Source organism: Microcoleus sp. F10-B2 (genome assembly GCF_036704965.1).
GTDB lineage: Bacteria > Cyanobacteriota > Cyanobacteriia > Cyanobacteriales > Microcoleaceae > Microcoleus.
The window spans coordinates 1-13,793 of record NZ_JAUBTB010000132.1 but is presented as its reverse complement, the minus strand read 5'-3'; the positions used below and the strand labels follow the sequence as shown (position 1 = coordinate 13,793).

At 48.2% G+C, this 13,793-nt stretch carries 11 protein-coding genes and 1 pseudogene; 4 read left to right on the top strand and 8 right to left on the bottom strand.

The window, feature by feature from the left end:
* Positions 1-200 precede the first annotated feature (200 nt).
* The gene (locus tag QUA99_RS30000) at positions 201-4,091 is read right to left on the bottom strand and encodes a PAS domain S-box protein (RefSeq protein ID WP_445251057.1); all 3,891 of its coding nucleotides are present in this window, start codon (positions 4,089-4,091) and stop codon (positions 201-203) included.
* Between the two features lie 62 nt (positions 4,092-4,153).
* Entirely contained in the window at positions 4,154-4,447 is a 294-nt protein-coding gene (locus tag QUA99_RS29995) for a helix-turn-helix transcriptional regulator (protein ID WP_333244332.1), read from the bottom strand.
* 786 nt (positions 4,448-5,233) lie between these two features.
* Between QUA99_RS29995 and QUA99_RS29990 the strand changes: the two genes are divergently transcribed.
* The 3 genes from QUA99_RS29990 (at position 5,234) to mutT (ending at position 7,364) form a co-directional block, all read left to right on the top strand.
* Positions 5,234-6,193, top strand: a complete 960-nt coding sequence (locus QUA99_RS29990; protein WP_333244335.1) for an RNA polymerase sigma factor, RpoD/SigA family — start codon at positions 5,234-5,236, stop codon at positions 6,191-6,193.
* A gap of 220 nt (positions 6,194-6,413) precedes the next feature.
* Positions 6,414-6,755: a DUF760 domain-containing protein gene (locus QUA99_RS29985; RefSeq protein WP_015174476.1), complete on the top strand. Its 342-nt coding sequence runs from the start codon at positions 6,414-6,416 to the stop codon at positions 6,753-6,755.
* A 204-nt stretch (positions 6,756-6,959) separates the two neighbouring features.
* Positions 6,960-7,364: an 8-oxo-dGTP diphosphatase MutT gene (gene mutT / locus QUA99_RS29980; protein ID WP_333244337.1), complete on the top strand. Its 405-nt coding sequence runs from the start codon at positions 6,960-6,962 to the stop codon at positions 7,362-7,364.
* Positions 7,365-7,447: 83 nt separating this feature from the next.
* Here the strand turns inward: mutT and QUA99_RS29975 are convergent.
* Both QUA99_RS29975 and QUA99_RS29970 read right to left on the bottom strand, forming a co-directional pair.
* Positions 7,448-7,622 (bottom strand): annotated as a pseudogene (locus tag QUA99_RS29975) (IS1 family transposase); the annotation flags it as partial.
* A gap of 135 nt (positions 7,623-7,757) precedes the next feature.
* A complete protein-coding gene (locus QUA99_RS29970; RefSeq protein WP_333244340.1) occupies positions 7,758-8,669 on the bottom strand; it encodes a M23 family metallopeptidase in 912 nt (303 codons plus the stop codon).
* A 316-nt stretch (positions 8,670-8,985) separates the two neighbouring features.
* Here QUA99_RS29970 and QUA99_RS29965 point away from each other — a divergent pair, with 316 nt between their 5' ends.
* Positions 8,986-10,206 carry an HhoA/HhoB/HtrA family serine endopeptidase gene (locus QUA99_RS29965; RefSeq protein ID WP_333244343.1) on the top strand — a complete coding sequence of 407 codons (1,221 nt, stop codon included), beginning with the start codon at positions 8,986-8,988 and terminating at the stop codon, positions 10,204-10,206.
* Between the two features lie 298 nt (positions 10,207-10,504).
* Here QUA99_RS29965 and QUA99_RS29960 read toward each other — a convergent pair whose 3' ends face one another.
* The 4 genes from QUA99_RS29960 to QUA99_RS29945 all read right to left on the bottom strand — a co-directional run bounded on the left by QUA99_RS29960 (position 10,505) and on the right by QUA99_RS29945 (position 13,690).
* Positions 10,505-10,852, bottom strand: a complete 348-nt coding sequence (locus QUA99_RS29960; protein WP_333244346.1) for a DUF760 domain-containing protein — start codon at positions 10,850-10,852, stop codon at positions 10,505-10,507.
* A gap of 42 nt (positions 10,853-10,894) precedes the next feature.
* Positions 10,895-11,410, bottom strand: coding sequence for an SMC-Scp complex subunit ScpB (gene scpB, locus QUA99_RS29955; RefSeq protein ID WP_333244348.1), 516 nt, complete (start codon positions 11,408-11,410; stop codon positions 10,895-10,897).
* 379 nt (positions 11,411-11,789) lie between these two features.
* Entirely contained in the window at positions 11,790-12,641 is an 852-nt protein-coding gene (locus QUA99_RS29950) for an ABC transporter ATP-binding protein (RefSeq protein ID WP_333244351.1), read from the bottom strand.
* Positions 12,642-13,006: 365 nt separating this feature from the next.
* Positions 13,007-13,690 (bottom strand): hypothetical protein, encoded by a 684-nt coding sequence (locus QUA99_RS29945; RefSeq protein ID WP_333244354.1) that lies wholly within the window; start codon positions 13,688-13,690, stop codon positions 13,007-13,009.
* Positions 13,691-13,793: the final 103 nt, after the last annotated feature.

The window sequence follows — 13,793 nt, the reverse complement described above, 5'->3', positions numbered from 1 at the left end:
AGCTAAGTGTTGGCTTTTCCCAAAAGCAGCGCATTTTATCATACTTTTGTATACTTGCAAAATCGGGATGCTCCCAACAAAAACTTGACTTGTCGGCTTGCTCGAACTTGCGATCGAACTTTTTTTGAGTTTTTTTGACTTATTCAGCAAGCCCTAATTAGGCAAGATTTGAGAGCCAGGTGGCGTTTAGTTTGCCTGATTTAGCCTGATGATACTAATTTGGTGACGATCGCGACGACTGCCTCGGGGTCAACAGGTTTGGCAAGGTGACGTTGAAAGCCTGCTGCTACCGCTTGCTGTATATCCATCTCTCCAGCATAGGCAGTGAGGGCGATCGCGGGAATTTGTCCGCCTTGTTCTAGCGGCAGGCTGCGAATGTGACGCAGCAGCATATAGCCATCCATTCCTGGCATCCCAATGTCACTCACAATAATGTCTGGAACTGCTTGAGAGAAAGCTTGTAGTGCCTCAGTTCCAGAGGCGATGGCGGTGACGGTCGCCCCCGCTTGTTCTAAAACAAACGCCACAAAATCGCGTGAGTCTGCCTCATCATCCACAACTAAGACATAAATGCCGCTTAAATCTCCGGTTGAGTCCGATGGCTGCTCGATCGCTGGCAATTCATGAGATCGAGCTGCAAGCGGAATGCGAACAGTAAACGTAGCTCCTTGTCCTTCACCTTGGCTCTCAACTGCAACCGTTCCCCCGTGCAATTCCACAATTTGCCGCACGATCGCCAGTCCCAACCCTAAGCCGCCAAATTTGCGGGTGGTGGCTCCATCTTCCTGCCGGAAATGGTCAAAGGCATAGGGCAAAAAATCAGAGCAAATCCCCTTTCCAGTATCGCTAACTTGAATTTGAGCGTGGGTTTCATCGGAAGCTAGAGTGACAGCAACTTGTCCCCGATGAGGTGTAAATTTGACTGCGTTAGACAAGAGATTCCACACCACCTGCTGCAACCGTCCAGCATCGCCGATTACCATGCCAACACTCGGTAAAATCGTTGTGTAAATTTGAATGGCTTTCGCTTCTGCTGCTAAGCGAACCGTTTCTAGGGCTTCAGAAATGACGGCAGCGAGATCGACAGGTATCACGGTTAAACCAAGTTTACCGCGCAAAATCCGGGAGATGTCGAGCAGATCGTCAATCAGTTGCACTTGGAGTCGGGCGTTACGCTCGATTGTTTTTAATGCCATTGTGGTTTCTGCGGCATCTAATTTTCCCTGCACCAATAGCTTGGACCAACCGAGAATCGGATTGAGGGGCGATCGCAATTCATGGGACAGCACCGCCAAAAACTCATCTTTGATCCGGTTGGCGCGATCGGCTGCCTCTCTTGCGGCTTGTTCGCGGGCAAGGAGTTGTTCTCGTTCTGCCTCAATGCGTTTTTGCTCGGTGATATTGAGTACAGTGCCGACAAAGCGTTGTGGATTGTCGGCAGCATCAAAGTAAGCCTGTCCTCTGGCGGCAATCCACCGTTCAACCCCATCCTGAATCCCGATCGTGCGATATTCTACGTCATACTTGCCGTTGCTAGCTGGGTTCAAAGTCCATTGGACCACCTGTTCTAGTCGTTCGCGATCGTCGGAGTGCAGTCCGGCAAAAAAGACCTCAATGCTGCTGTTGGCTTCTGGCGGTAAGCCAAACATGGCTTTGCAACCCTCATCCCAAATCAATTGATTGGTGATGAGATTCCAGTCCCAAGTGCCTAATTGGGCAGCTTCGATCGCCATGCGGAAGCGGTTTTCACTGTCGCGCAAGGCTGCTTCGGCACAGGCGCGTTCGACTGCCGCCCAAGTGCGATCGGCTACTTCTTCCGCTAGGGAAACCTCCTCTGGTGTCCAAGCTCGCGGACCTGATGTGTGGACTGCCAGCCCAGCTACAAACTCGCCCTCCTTGATCAGCGGTATGCCGATGTAGGCACCGATCTTGATGGTGGCGCAAGCCAATCGCTGAGCCGGGGACAGGTTGGGATCGGCTGCCACATCGGAAGCGGACACGGCGCGACCAGTGCGGTACGCTGCCAGCAGCTTCGGACTGAACGAATCCACCGAGTAACCGCCAGCGAGTGGTTCAGATCCATTGACGTAATCGCGCTCGACGACGCAATCAGCGCCGCGAACCTCGAAGTACGCTACCCGGTTCGCGCCGAGATATTCGCCCAGCACGCGGCTGGCTGTAGCCTGAATCTCTACTGGGTCGGCAAGGGGGCGGAGTGCGTCGGTGAGAGAGACGCGGAAAGCATTAAATTCGGCGTTTCGCCGCAAAATTTCTTCGGCCTGTTTGCGATCGCTAATATCTTTGAAGACAATGGCAACTTTTCGCGCCTCCGGCTCACCCATACGACAGGCATAGACATCGAACCATCGGTTCATTGGTTCAGAGCCATTTTCAAAGCGAGCCGGTTCACCCGTTATAGCAACTTGACCGTAAATCTGAATCCAATGGTCTTCTAAATCTGGAACTAACTGACGCGCTGTTTTACCGACTGCTTGTTGAAGTCCCGTTTGCTGCTCGAAGGTGGGATTGATTTCTAAGAAGCGGTAGTCGATCGGCGTATCATTTTCGTCAAATAGCACTTCAATAATGCAGAAGCCTTCGTCGATCGACTCAAATAGAGTTCGGTAGCGTTCTTCAGATTGACGCAGAGTTGCGGCAGTTTGAATCTGCTCGGTAACATTTTTGAAATAAACGGTAATGCCGTTTGGGGCGGGGTAAGTGCGAACTTCGTACCAGCGGCCATGATTTGGGTAAAACGCGGTTAGTGACGCAGCCACACGATCGCGCATGGCGCTCCAGTAAACCTGCGCTAACTCATTGTCAATAAGTTCTGGATATTCTGCCCACAAATTCTTGCCAATTAAATCGCCTGGAGTACGATCTAGTAGTGTTTCGGCAGATGGATTCATATAAGTAAACATCCAGTTCTCATCCAGAGCCAAGAATGCGTCTGTAATACTCTCGAGAATATTCCGAGTCTGCTCCTCGCTTTGGCGCAGGGCTTGTTCTACCTGTTTGCGATCGGTGATGTCTCGCGTCACGCCTGCCACTGCTTCTACTGCGCCGTTTATCCCTAAAAGCGGCACAAAAATGTATTCATAGGCGCGTGTACCGATGGCGCTAGTGTAGCGGGATTCATCCTTGAGCGGCTTGCGCGTGGCGATCACCTGTTGAATCTGTTGCTGATGTCGGGTCGCTAAATCGGTTGGATAATCCAGCTCAAAAAAGTTCTTTCCCAATGCTTCATCCGAAGTTTTCTGCCAAAGATTGAGCAACGCCGGACTGACATACGTGAACCGTCCCGCCAAATCAAAGGTGTAAATAAAATCGGGAATTGCAGCGACGATCGCGTCGAACTTCCGGAGTTGCCGTTCGAGTTCGGTGCGACTTTCACGCGAAACAGCTTCAGCACGGGCACGTTCAACGGCTGCCCACGTCTGCTGTGCGGTTTCCTCGACTCGTTTCACCTCATCTTCCGTCCACGGACGGGGGTTTGCCTGATGCACCGCCAGCAATGCGACAAATTGATGGTTCTTGATCAGCGGCACATCAATGTGCGCGGCAATATCAATTGTTGGATACCTTGCCTTCTGGCTGGCTGTGTATTTAGGGTAGTTCGCCACATCGGGAACGATAGCCGTTTGTCCCGCTTGATGGTCGTGTGTCAGGTTGCGTCCAAAATCTTTCAGATAGTACAGCCCGCTTAGTTCGGCAACACCGTTCGTGTAGTTTTTATGAACGATGACTTCCTTGCCACCTGGTAACACTTCAATGTAAATGACGCGGCTTGCGCCTAGAGACTCGCCCAGAACACGGGCTGCGATCGCCTGAATCTCGTTGGCATCAGTCAGAGGGCGTAACGCATTGGTGAGCTTAACTCGAAACGCATCGGCTCGGGCAGCTTGACGCAAGGCATCTGTTGAGGGGCGCTCCTCTGGCAGATTAGATTCTAGCTGCGTCTTGTCTGGTTGCTGGGTGCGATCGAGTTCGGTCAACAGGATTTGCACAGCGGTTTTCAGGCTGTCCGACCAGGTTTCGACCGCCCCCAGTGGCGTTTGCGACCAATCGTGCGATCGCATCCGCATCGCCATCTCGCTGTCGCCTGCAAATAAGTTTTTAGGATCGGCCGCCTCTACTGAATCACTCACACACCCTACCTCTGTGAAAAATAGTGAGCTAAAAGCTTTTTGCTACCTTCTCGAACGACGATTGAAGAGGATTGACCCAGTTCTGCAACCAGCGTCCGAATTTGCCTTAATGCTAAAGGAGAGGGTTGAATCCGTTGATTCTCCCAGCGATTAATCGTCTCGTAAGCAACACCCAGCGATTCTCCGAGTTGCACTTGGGTCAGTTGGGTTAGTTGCCGAAGTTCACGAATAAGATGGCTAACCTCTGGTTGCACCAGTACAAAAGATTGTTTGGACACCGAACTTTTAGAAGATTTCATACAGTTTAAGTACATGGCATCTGTCATATTCAATATCCGCCCAAAATTAAATCGACTAATCTCCCTTAAGAAAGAGTTCTTTAACCGCAGCAGCCGTCTTGTATTCAGGGGATGTTTAGATTCACTGCTTGTATTGATAGAAATTCGCGAGACTTAAACAAAATTCAAGTCCAAACATTACCCAAAGCTGCTATGTGTCTGGCAAATACGTCATCATCATGAAGGCAACGGACAAATCTATAAGATATGGCTGTTCTAACTGGACTTAAACGAATAGCCTTGCAGCAGTTAGGTAGGATTGATGCGGCGAGCAATTAATAGAAAAAAATTCAACCCAAGTCATATTCAGCAATATTCGTCTCCCGCGATCGCGCCGATCTTACCTCGCTCCAGCAACGCCTTTTACCGAGTCTAGGGGTCCCAACGCCTCTTTTCCCAAAAAACCGGGTTTCACCAGTCCCCATGCCTAAGCCCTAGGTAAATTAGGTAAATTAGGTACTCTATAAATTCAGTGCAGCTCAAGCTGGCATGAAATAAATATGAAGAAGTGTAGCCAAAGGAACTCAAAAATGTTAAGATTCTTAATATAATGTAGCATTGTGTGCGCCCCAACCAAAACCTAACCTGAGATGGTGCTGAGTGGGAGTAGCAGCTAGCTACCATAAAACTAAGCCTCTTTAAATGAAAGGAAAGCGCAAGTCCCCGCCCGCTTTCCTTCCCAGCTAAAGCTAGGGGTTTGCGATGTCGCAAACCTTTAGAGGCACAGATCCTCAGCGGGAAAAGCTCATGAAAACTCTTAAGTCCTCAGATACAGATTCTGTTCGCGCTTACTTGCGGGAAATCGGCCGTGTTCCGCTGTTGACCCACGAGCAAGAAATACTCTACGGGAAACAGGTACAGCGCTCAACCGCACTGCATCAGGAGAAAAATATTTTAGCCGAAGAGTTAGGCCGCGACCCGACGGCGGCTGAATGGGCGCAGGCAGTAGGGCTGTCTGAGGAACAGTTGCAGCGGACGATCGACCACGGGGAAAGGGCAAAGCGCCAAATGGTGGAAGCGAATCTGCGCCTGGTAGTGTCTGTTGCCAAGAAATACATCAAGCGCAATGTAGATTTGCTCGATTTAATTCAGGAAGGCACGATCGGGATGCAGCGGGGAGTAGAAAAATTTGACCCGACTAAGGGCTACAGATTTTCTACTTATGCTTATTGGTGGATTCGTCAAGCAATTACTCGGGCGATCGCCGAAAAAGGCCGCACAATCCGCTTGCCGATCCACATTACCGAAAAGCTCAACAAAATTAAAAAGGCTCAGCGCCAACTTGCTCAACAGCTAGGCCGCGCGGCCACGGCTGCTGAATTGGCATCTGAGCTAGAATTGACTCCCAAACAGATTCGGGAATACCTCGAACGCGCGCGCCTGCCACTTTCCCTTGACTTACGTGTGGGAGACAATCAAGATACAGAGTTGGGCGATTTGTTGGAAGATACGGGTACTACCCCAGAAGATTTTGCCCTGCAATCTTCCCTGCGGACTGACTTAGACCACCTGATGGCGGAGCTGACTCAGCAACAGCGAGAAGTCCTCGCCTTGCGGTTCGGTTTGGAAGACGGGCAAACCTTAACCTTGGCAAAAATAGGCGATCGTCTCAACATCAGTCGGGAACGAGTGCGGCAAATAGAACGGGAAGCTTTGACCAAACTCCGCAAGCGCAAGCAAGATATCAACGATTATCTAGCCAGCTAGGTAGATTGGGGATGGCGATCGGGTCTCCACCCCTGGCAATCCCCAATCTAAAATCGTAAAAACCGCCGCTTTTAATTCGGTTGTGCTCACTTGGTTGCTGCGACTGTCCTGCTACATTAGTAATTACTTAGTAATAAAGATCGGCAGCGATCGAATAATGGTTATTTAATTTAACCGCCCGTGTGTAACATAACAAGCTGTCTCTGAAACGGAGGTACTCGTGAGTAATTCATCTAATAAATCCCCAGAATTCTTTGAAGAAGACGGAGAAAATACCAACTTATTATGGCAATACGTGCAGTCCATGGCTCCCGACACTGTTTCTCAGTTGTCTAAACCGACTTCTCACGAAGTGTTCCAAGTAATGGAACGAAATATTGTTGGACTTTTGGGGAATTTGCCTTCGGAACACTTCGGGGTGACAGTTACTACCAGTCGCGAACATTTGGGTAGATTGCTCGCTTCGGCGATGATTAGCGGTTATTTTCTCAAAAATGCCGAACAGCGAATGACTTTTGAAAAGTCCATACAAGCCAGTGAGAGACACGGCTCGGACGATTAGTCGATTCTTAACATTTAAGTTGTACAAGTGTCAAGCCCCCCTCCCAAGATGGGGGCTTGAGATTTTAGATTTTAGATTTTAGATTTTAGATTAAATAATTGAATAATTATTGATATTATTCTTAAATTCCCAATTCCCAATTCCCAATACTTCGGCTACGCTCAGCACAAGTTCCCAATTGCTAATTGCTAATTCCTAATTAATATGTCTGTTTATCCTTTGGCCCACAAAGTTATCGGCGTTGCTGCAATCTGGAACGACCGACAACAAATTTTGATTGACAAGCGCCGACAACACGGACTGCACGGGGGTTTCTGGGAGTTTCCGGGCGGTAAAATAGAGCCTGGGGAAACAATCGAAGCTTGCATAGAACGGGAAATAATGGAGGAGTTGGGGATTGTTGTAGAAGTTGGCGATCGCTTGATTACAATTGACCACGACTACACTAATTTTACAGTTAGGCTTTACGTGCACCACTGTCGCCACATCAGCGGTGAACCGCAAACGATCGAATGCGATGAAATTCGTTGGGTGACACTCGACGAAATTGACCAATTTACTTTTCCCAAGGCAAACGCACAGATTATTGATGCACTGCGGAAAAGTTGAACTCTAATATCAAATTCGGTTGCTACTGACAACTGACCAATGAAAACTAACTTTTATTTTTGGGTAGTGGTGAATAGTAATGCTCAAGAGCCAAGAGAGGCATTGTAATGATGTACAAAGTACCAAATTGTACCAATACGGTTACTCAATTTCTTCGAGAACGACAAGGTTTTACGAACCAATCGCCCCACTCGCTGCCACAGGGTGTTGTTGAATCGCTTTTAGGTAAATGGTTTTTCCCGTTTCTTTGCCAACGGCTTTTCGGACGCTTGCGGGCGTAGCACCTGTTCGTACACTCTTGTGGGGCAGGCAGGAAAGCCCGCCCTCAACATACAATTTAAATGCAGTACAGATTACAGTAAATCGCTTATATTCGGCTCAAACTACCCAATCCTATTTTTTAACAGTCGCTTGCAAATAAACCAGCGGGTCTTCAGCAACCCAACCCAAACCCGAATTGTAGCGAACTTCAAAATGCAAATGAGATCGCGGAATGTCCCGTTTTCCCGTCATCCCCACAGTTCCCAAAACTTCTCCAGACTGCACTTTTTGACCGACTGTTACCGCAATATCTTTCAAATGAGCGTAGCGGGTTTGCTTCCCCGCTTGATGGTTGACCACCACTAAATTCCCGTAATCCCCCTGGGGCCCGGCAAAGGCGACAGTCCCCTCGCCCGCCGCCAAAACCTGGGTACCCTCCGACGCCAAAAAATCTACGCCGCTGTGAAAAAAAAATTCGCGCAGGACCGGATGCAATTGCCGCCCGTAACGCAAAGCTTCCACCGCTGGGGCCGGCAGCGGAAATCTTTGCACCCGCGCCGCATCGAGATTGATAGAAGGCCCGATCGACATATTCACCGCAGGCACAAACACCGTTTTCCCCAAAGGCCTGCACCCATTCGCCTCAAATAGCAAATCTGCGCGCACTTTGTAAGCTTCTGCCAGTTTTTGCCAATTCCAGCCCGCAGGCACTTCTACCTCGATGCCACTGTACGGAGGAATGACGATCGCACTTCCAGCAGATACTTCACCGGCCCGCAACATCGGATTTATCCCGATCAGCGCCGCAGGAATCACATTGTACTGCCGCGCGATGCTTTCTATGGTTTCGCCCTGGACTGCAGTGTGGCGGCGCAACCGAGACATAGCCGGACTCGGGCAATCGCGGGCGGGGTCGGGGTTTTCTACAGGTGTACTTGAAGGAAGATTTGCAGGTGGGATCTCGGTATTTGCCACCGTTTTCCCAACGGGTGCGATCGACCACATTAGTGCAGAAATCAGCGGAAATAAGCGTTTAAAAGTCATTATGTGCAGACAAAAAAGTATTCATTATGGACAATTGACAGTTTTCGAGTCGAGTGAAACTGCATATTTGAAAGCTCTAGCCGCCCCCCAGACTGTAAATCCCAGGCTAAGCCAAGTTAGGATGAGAATTATTAGTTTTGGTCGCTCTTGGGAAATCAAGCAAAAATTGCTTGCGATCCCTGTCAGCGCCTGCCTGTTAACAGTTATGTTCTTGAGGAAGCGGTACGCCCCGCCCCGCTTCCTTCCCGTCGTCAAGACAAAAATGCTCGATTCGGAACGTGTCTGCGGGGATGAGGTATTTAGCGGGAGTTATTAAATGAGTTTATCTTTTAAGCAAGCGACCCTTTATGTGACTTTGCTGTCGATCGGGGGAGGTATGGGATGGTTGGGCAATCGCTATCTCCAAGGCTCAAGCAATCTGGAAACCGGATCGGTTTTGCCCGTAGTGCGCAACCAAATCCCGCCCTATCCGTCTCCTCCAGTTCAGGAAAATCAGGCGGTCGATCGCAGCAATCCCAATTTTATTGCTGAAGCAGCCGAAAAAGTCGGCCCGGCTGTAGTGCGGATTGACGCATCGAGCAAGGTAGCGAATCAAGTACCCGAAGCTTTCAAAAATCCTTTGTTTCGCCGGTTTTTTGGGGACAATTTGCCGCAGCCGGAAGAACGAGTCAAGAGAGGTACGGGTTCGGGGTTTATTCTCACTCCTGACGGCCGCATAGTTACTAATGCTCACGTTGTCTCCGGGACGGATACTGTCAAGGTGACGCTCAAAGACGGCCGCGAGTTTGAGGGTAAGGTGCAGGGAGTCGATCCGCTGACGGATGTCGCTGTGGTTAAGATTAATGCTAAGGAACTGCCGCAGGTGGCTTTGGGCAGATCGGACAATATTGTACCGGGACAGTGGGCGATCGCGATCGGCAATCCTTTAGGTCTCGACAATACCGTGACTGTGGGCATTATCAGCGCTACGGGTCGATCGAGTTCCCAAGTAGGCATCCCCGACAAGCGCGTCCGCTTCATCCAAACCGACGCCGCCATCAACCCCGGCAATTCTGGCGGCCCCCTGCTCAACGACCAAGGCGAAGTAATTGGTATCAATACAGCCATTCGCGCCGACGCTCAGGGCTTGGGATTTGCAATTCCGATCGAAACCGCCAAACGAGTTTCCGATCAGTTATTCGCCAAAGGTAAAGCCGAACATCCCTATCTCGGCATTCAAATGGTCAGCTTGAGTCCCGCCACCAAGGCTGAACTCAACAAACAGCTCGATAATAATAAAATTACCCTCGATCGAGGCGTAGCCGTGACGCGAGTCGTGGAAAATTCCCCCGCTCAAAAAGCCGACTTGCGCGCCGGAGATGTCATTCAAAAAGTTGATGGAATTGCGGTTAACGCTCCCGGGGACGTGCAAGAACGGGTGGAAAACACTGCTGTGGGCAAAGAACTCGAATTGGAAATTAACCGTTTGGGTCAAGTTGAGACAATTAAAGTACGTCCCGGTGCTTTTCCCTTATCAGGTAGCCCCGCTGGTGGCTAATACCATTTTCGATTTTCGATTAAAGAATTGGGAATGACTTACTGTATAAGGATTTGGAGCTTACCTACAGTTGCATTCTTTTTGGAAACTGGTATTAGTGGCAAACGCTGGAGGATGAAAGATGAATCTGATGGTTTACAGTCCTGGACGTAGCAACCGGGTTTTTTCACCAAAACCCTTGGTGTAGCGCCAGGGATATCTGGTTAAAAACCCGGTTTCTTAATTCCCTGTGCGTTCAGGACTGTTTATTTTTTTGAACAGCTTTCATCTTTCTGGCTTCCCCAACTCGTTGATATTTTTACTTCTCTTTGGGAGAGTTTGGTTGAATCGAGCTGGTGTTTGTTAAATTTTCTTCTAGGTGCATCCTCTGCTCCATTTGCCTCAGAAAATAGCCAGTCATCATCGCTGAAGCTAGCAAACCTGCTAAGTTTTCGCGGTCAGTGGTAATTTGGACGTTAAAATTGTCTGAAGGCAAGATGCCGACGAGTCCTTGAACGTTGTGAGAGATAATTTCTTTGATTTCTGGGCTGACGGACTTGGCGACGCGGGCTAGAACCTCCGGGGATTGGTTTTGGAGGTACTTCAGAAGTGGATTGGCTGCTGTTTGTTGGGCATTGGAACTGTCAAAGTCAGGGTGAAAAACCATTTGGCGATTCTTAATTTCTGGCTTGTTACATTCTACTTTAAACTACTCGTCTTTGCTTGGGTACAAATTTGCCTGAAAGTCAATTTGCAATTGTTTTGGCAGTTGGTCTACTTGAAAGTACCGATGAAATTTATCGGTAACTTGTAACCAATACGATCGCCCCTCAGTGGGTCGCCGCTTGCGGACGAAACCCATTTCTACAAGTTCCTGCACTTGTTGGTAAGCTCCTGAGCCTCGTAAGTTAACTAAGTCAGGCTGAGCGATGCCGCCTTTGAGGGCGATCGCAGCCAGCGTCCGCAAAGCTCCAACACCTAATTCTGGAGGTATTAAAGTTTGCATTAAACTAGCAAACTCTTCTCTGAGTTGCAGGCTGTATCCCGTCGGAGTTTCGACGACTTCTAATGCACTCTCGCGGCGGGACGAGTCAGACATGAGCTCAATGATGGCGTCTTCGGCTTCGGATCGATCGCACTTGGCAATTTCGGCAATTTCTGCAAGCGGCACTGGCTGACCTTTTAGGTACAGTATGGCTTCTATTGTTGTGGCTAAGCGAGTCATTTTGGAATTATTAATTGGGACGTTGAAAGAAGCAGGAAGCAGGAAGCAGGAAAACAACACCTATCCGTATCTCCGTAACTTCCGTGTCGTGAATAAAGAGAATTAGTAATAAACATTCCCCTTACACAAATCATTGAAAGTATATGTTAGGTTGAGGAATAAAACCCAACTCTTTCAATTTTCTTTTTTTTTTCAATTTCAGTCGGGGACGCATAAAATTTCAATTTATGGTGCGGAATGGCGCGCCTAAACGCTATAAGTAGAGCGTTAAACCTTTTTTTGCCTCCCGGACTGAATATGAGATTTTTGCTCAAACAAATTGCCGCCTTAATCGCCAATTTTCCAATTTAAAATATCACATTTAGCGATCTGCCATTTATCAATCCAACTGTCGACCAGTTAATTCTACAAAAATATCCTCTAAATTAGAAGGACGAACCATCATCCCAGTTTTATCGGCTTTGCCATCCAGATATAAATTAGCTTCTTCCAGAGTAGGGAAAAACTTGTATTCCCAGCGATCGCCTATTTGTTTCATCACTAACCCTTGACCGTGTTCCTGCCGCAGTTGGGCCAATGTTCCCAGTTTAATTAACTTGCCGCCGTCCATAATGCCGATGCGATCGCACAAATATTCCACTTCATCCATATAATGCGTTGTCAACAGCATTGTCATTCCCTGCTTGTTCAAATCTAGAATAATTTCCCACAACCGACGCCGCGTTTGTGGGTCTAACCCTACAGTCGGTTCGTCCAAAAATAAGATTTGCGGCTCATGCAAAAGTGCTCTGGCAATTTGCAACCTCCGCTTCATTCCTCCCGACAAAGTTTTTACTAAATCATCTCGCCTTTCTGCTAATTCTACATATTCCAACCACTGTTTAATTAACTGTTGCCGTTTCGGGTTTGGGATGTGGTGCATCCGCCCGTGAAACTCCATATTTTCCCAGACGGAAAGCTCAGTATCAACGCTGGTTTGTTGGAGTACGACGCCGATGCACTGTTTTACTTGCAAGCTTTGCCGCATCACGTCATATCCAGCTACCTGAATTTGACCGCTGGTGAGTTTAGTCAGGGTAGTCAGCATCCGAATTGTGGTCGATTTGCCGGCACCGTTGGGGCCAAGGAGGCCGAACATTTCTCCTGCTTCAATCGTGAAGGAAAGGTCATTGACAACCGGGATTTTATTGTAGATTTTGCAGGCATTTTGTAGGGAAACAGCGGCAACCATAGGTATTGCGGTCTTAATATATTGTAATCGCGATCTTTCTTCTCAGTCATATCATTTCGGGTAACTCAACCACAATACTTGTAGTGGTAGCTTTTACCAACAATCTGTAATTCACATCCACAATATCTATAAACCAGCCTCTACTTTTTTTATAAAATTTTATAACTGGCACTTCAACAAACATGATATCATTCCTGGACGCAGCACCAGGGTTTGATTAACGAAATTTTCTGCTGGCAGACATCTGTACAAATAACATAAAAGTCGGGTTTCTCTGCTATTTGTGCCCGAGTTTTGTTACTGTAACTAATCTCAGTGTCATCTGCAAGTATCAGGCTGATTTTTTTAGAGGTTGCACCACCCACTTACTGCGGTTGAGTTAAATCAGGTTTCAATTCCATCATCCGGCTGTCGAATTTGCGCGCTGCTTCGCTAATCGTAATAGTCGGTTTAGTGCCGTCGAGATATATAGTTGCCATAACAACCCCTATTTGCCCCCGTCGAAACATCGCCAGATCGACATTCATGGGTATATTTTCTACTTTTCCTTGACTTCTCCACCCAGCCGATACCTCGCCAATCTTGTCTTGCAAAGTTAAAGTGGCGGGAGGAGTGAACTGCACTTCCTTGTTACCGTTTAAACCTTGAGAGAATGCTTTTGCAAAAATCCCTTCACCGATTGCTCGATCAAACGCAGGTTGTAGGGTCGGATCTGACAGTTGCACTGTAAATCCTATCAGCAATTGAAGTTCCAACAGCTTGCTATCGATTTTTTGGTACGCAAAGATGCTGCCTGGCTTAAAGTCAGGGCCCTGGCTGAGTTTATTTCTTAAACTTGCCACATAGTCAGATGACATCTCTGTAAAACCTGGGGGGAGGTCTTGTAAAGTCAGGACTAAGCCGGACAAGTCCGCTGCGGGTTCTGGAATATCGGCAGACAGAATATGGCTGCGATCGAGCGCTGGAGTTGCGATCGACACTTTGCCAAATCCACCGCCCCATGCAGCACTAATTAGCAAACAGATCGATAACACAATTTTTTTTGTCATTACATTATTTTACCCTGTTGCTATTATTGGTAGTGCCCTGAAGGAAAGGATCAAGAGAATTAAACTGAATTCAAAGAAAGTAGGCGTTTAGAGTTGTAAATTA

Excerpts from the sequence above, each read along its gene's own strand:
- QUA99_RS29965 (WP_333244343.1), top strand. The coding sequence starts at position 8,986 with ATGAGTTTATCTTTTAAGCAAGCGACCCTTTATGTGACTTTGCTGTCG.
- QUA99_RS29995 (WP_333244332.1), bottom strand. The coding sequence starts at position 4,447 with ATGAAATCTTCTAAAAGTTCGGTGTCCAAACAATCTTTTGTACTGGTG.
- QUA99_RS29950 (WP_333244351.1), bottom strand. The coding sequence starts at position 12,641 with ATGGTTGCCGCTGTTTCCCTACAAAATGCCTGCAAAATCTACAATAAA.
- QUA99_RS29960 (WP_333244346.1), bottom strand. The coding sequence starts at position 10,852 with ATGGTTTTTCACCCTGACTTTGACAGTTCCAATGCCCAACAAACAGCA.
- mutT (WP_333244337.1), top strand. The coding sequence starts at position 6,960 with ATGTCTGTTTATCCTTTGGCCCACAAAGTTATCGGCGTTGCTGCAATC.
- QUA99_RS29945 (WP_333244354.1), bottom strand. The coding sequence starts at position 13,690 with ATGACAAAAAAAATTGTGTTATCGATCTGTTTGCTAATTAGTGCTGCA.
- scpB (WP_333244348.1), bottom strand. The coding sequence starts at position 11,410 with ATGACTCGCTTAGCCACAACAATAGAAGCCATACTGTACCTAAAAGGT.
- QUA99_RS29990 (WP_333244335.1), top strand. The coding sequence starts at position 5,234 with ATGAAAACTCTTAAGTCCTCAGATACAGATTCTGTTCGCGCTTACTTG.
- QUA99_RS29970 (WP_333244340.1), bottom strand. The coding sequence starts at position 8,669 with ATGACTTTTAAACGCTTATTTCCGCTGATTTCTGCACTAATGTGGTCG.
- QUA99_RS30000 (WP_445251057.1), bottom strand. The coding sequence starts at position 4,091 with ATGGCGATGCGGATGCGATCGCACGATTGGTCGCAAACGCCACTGGGG.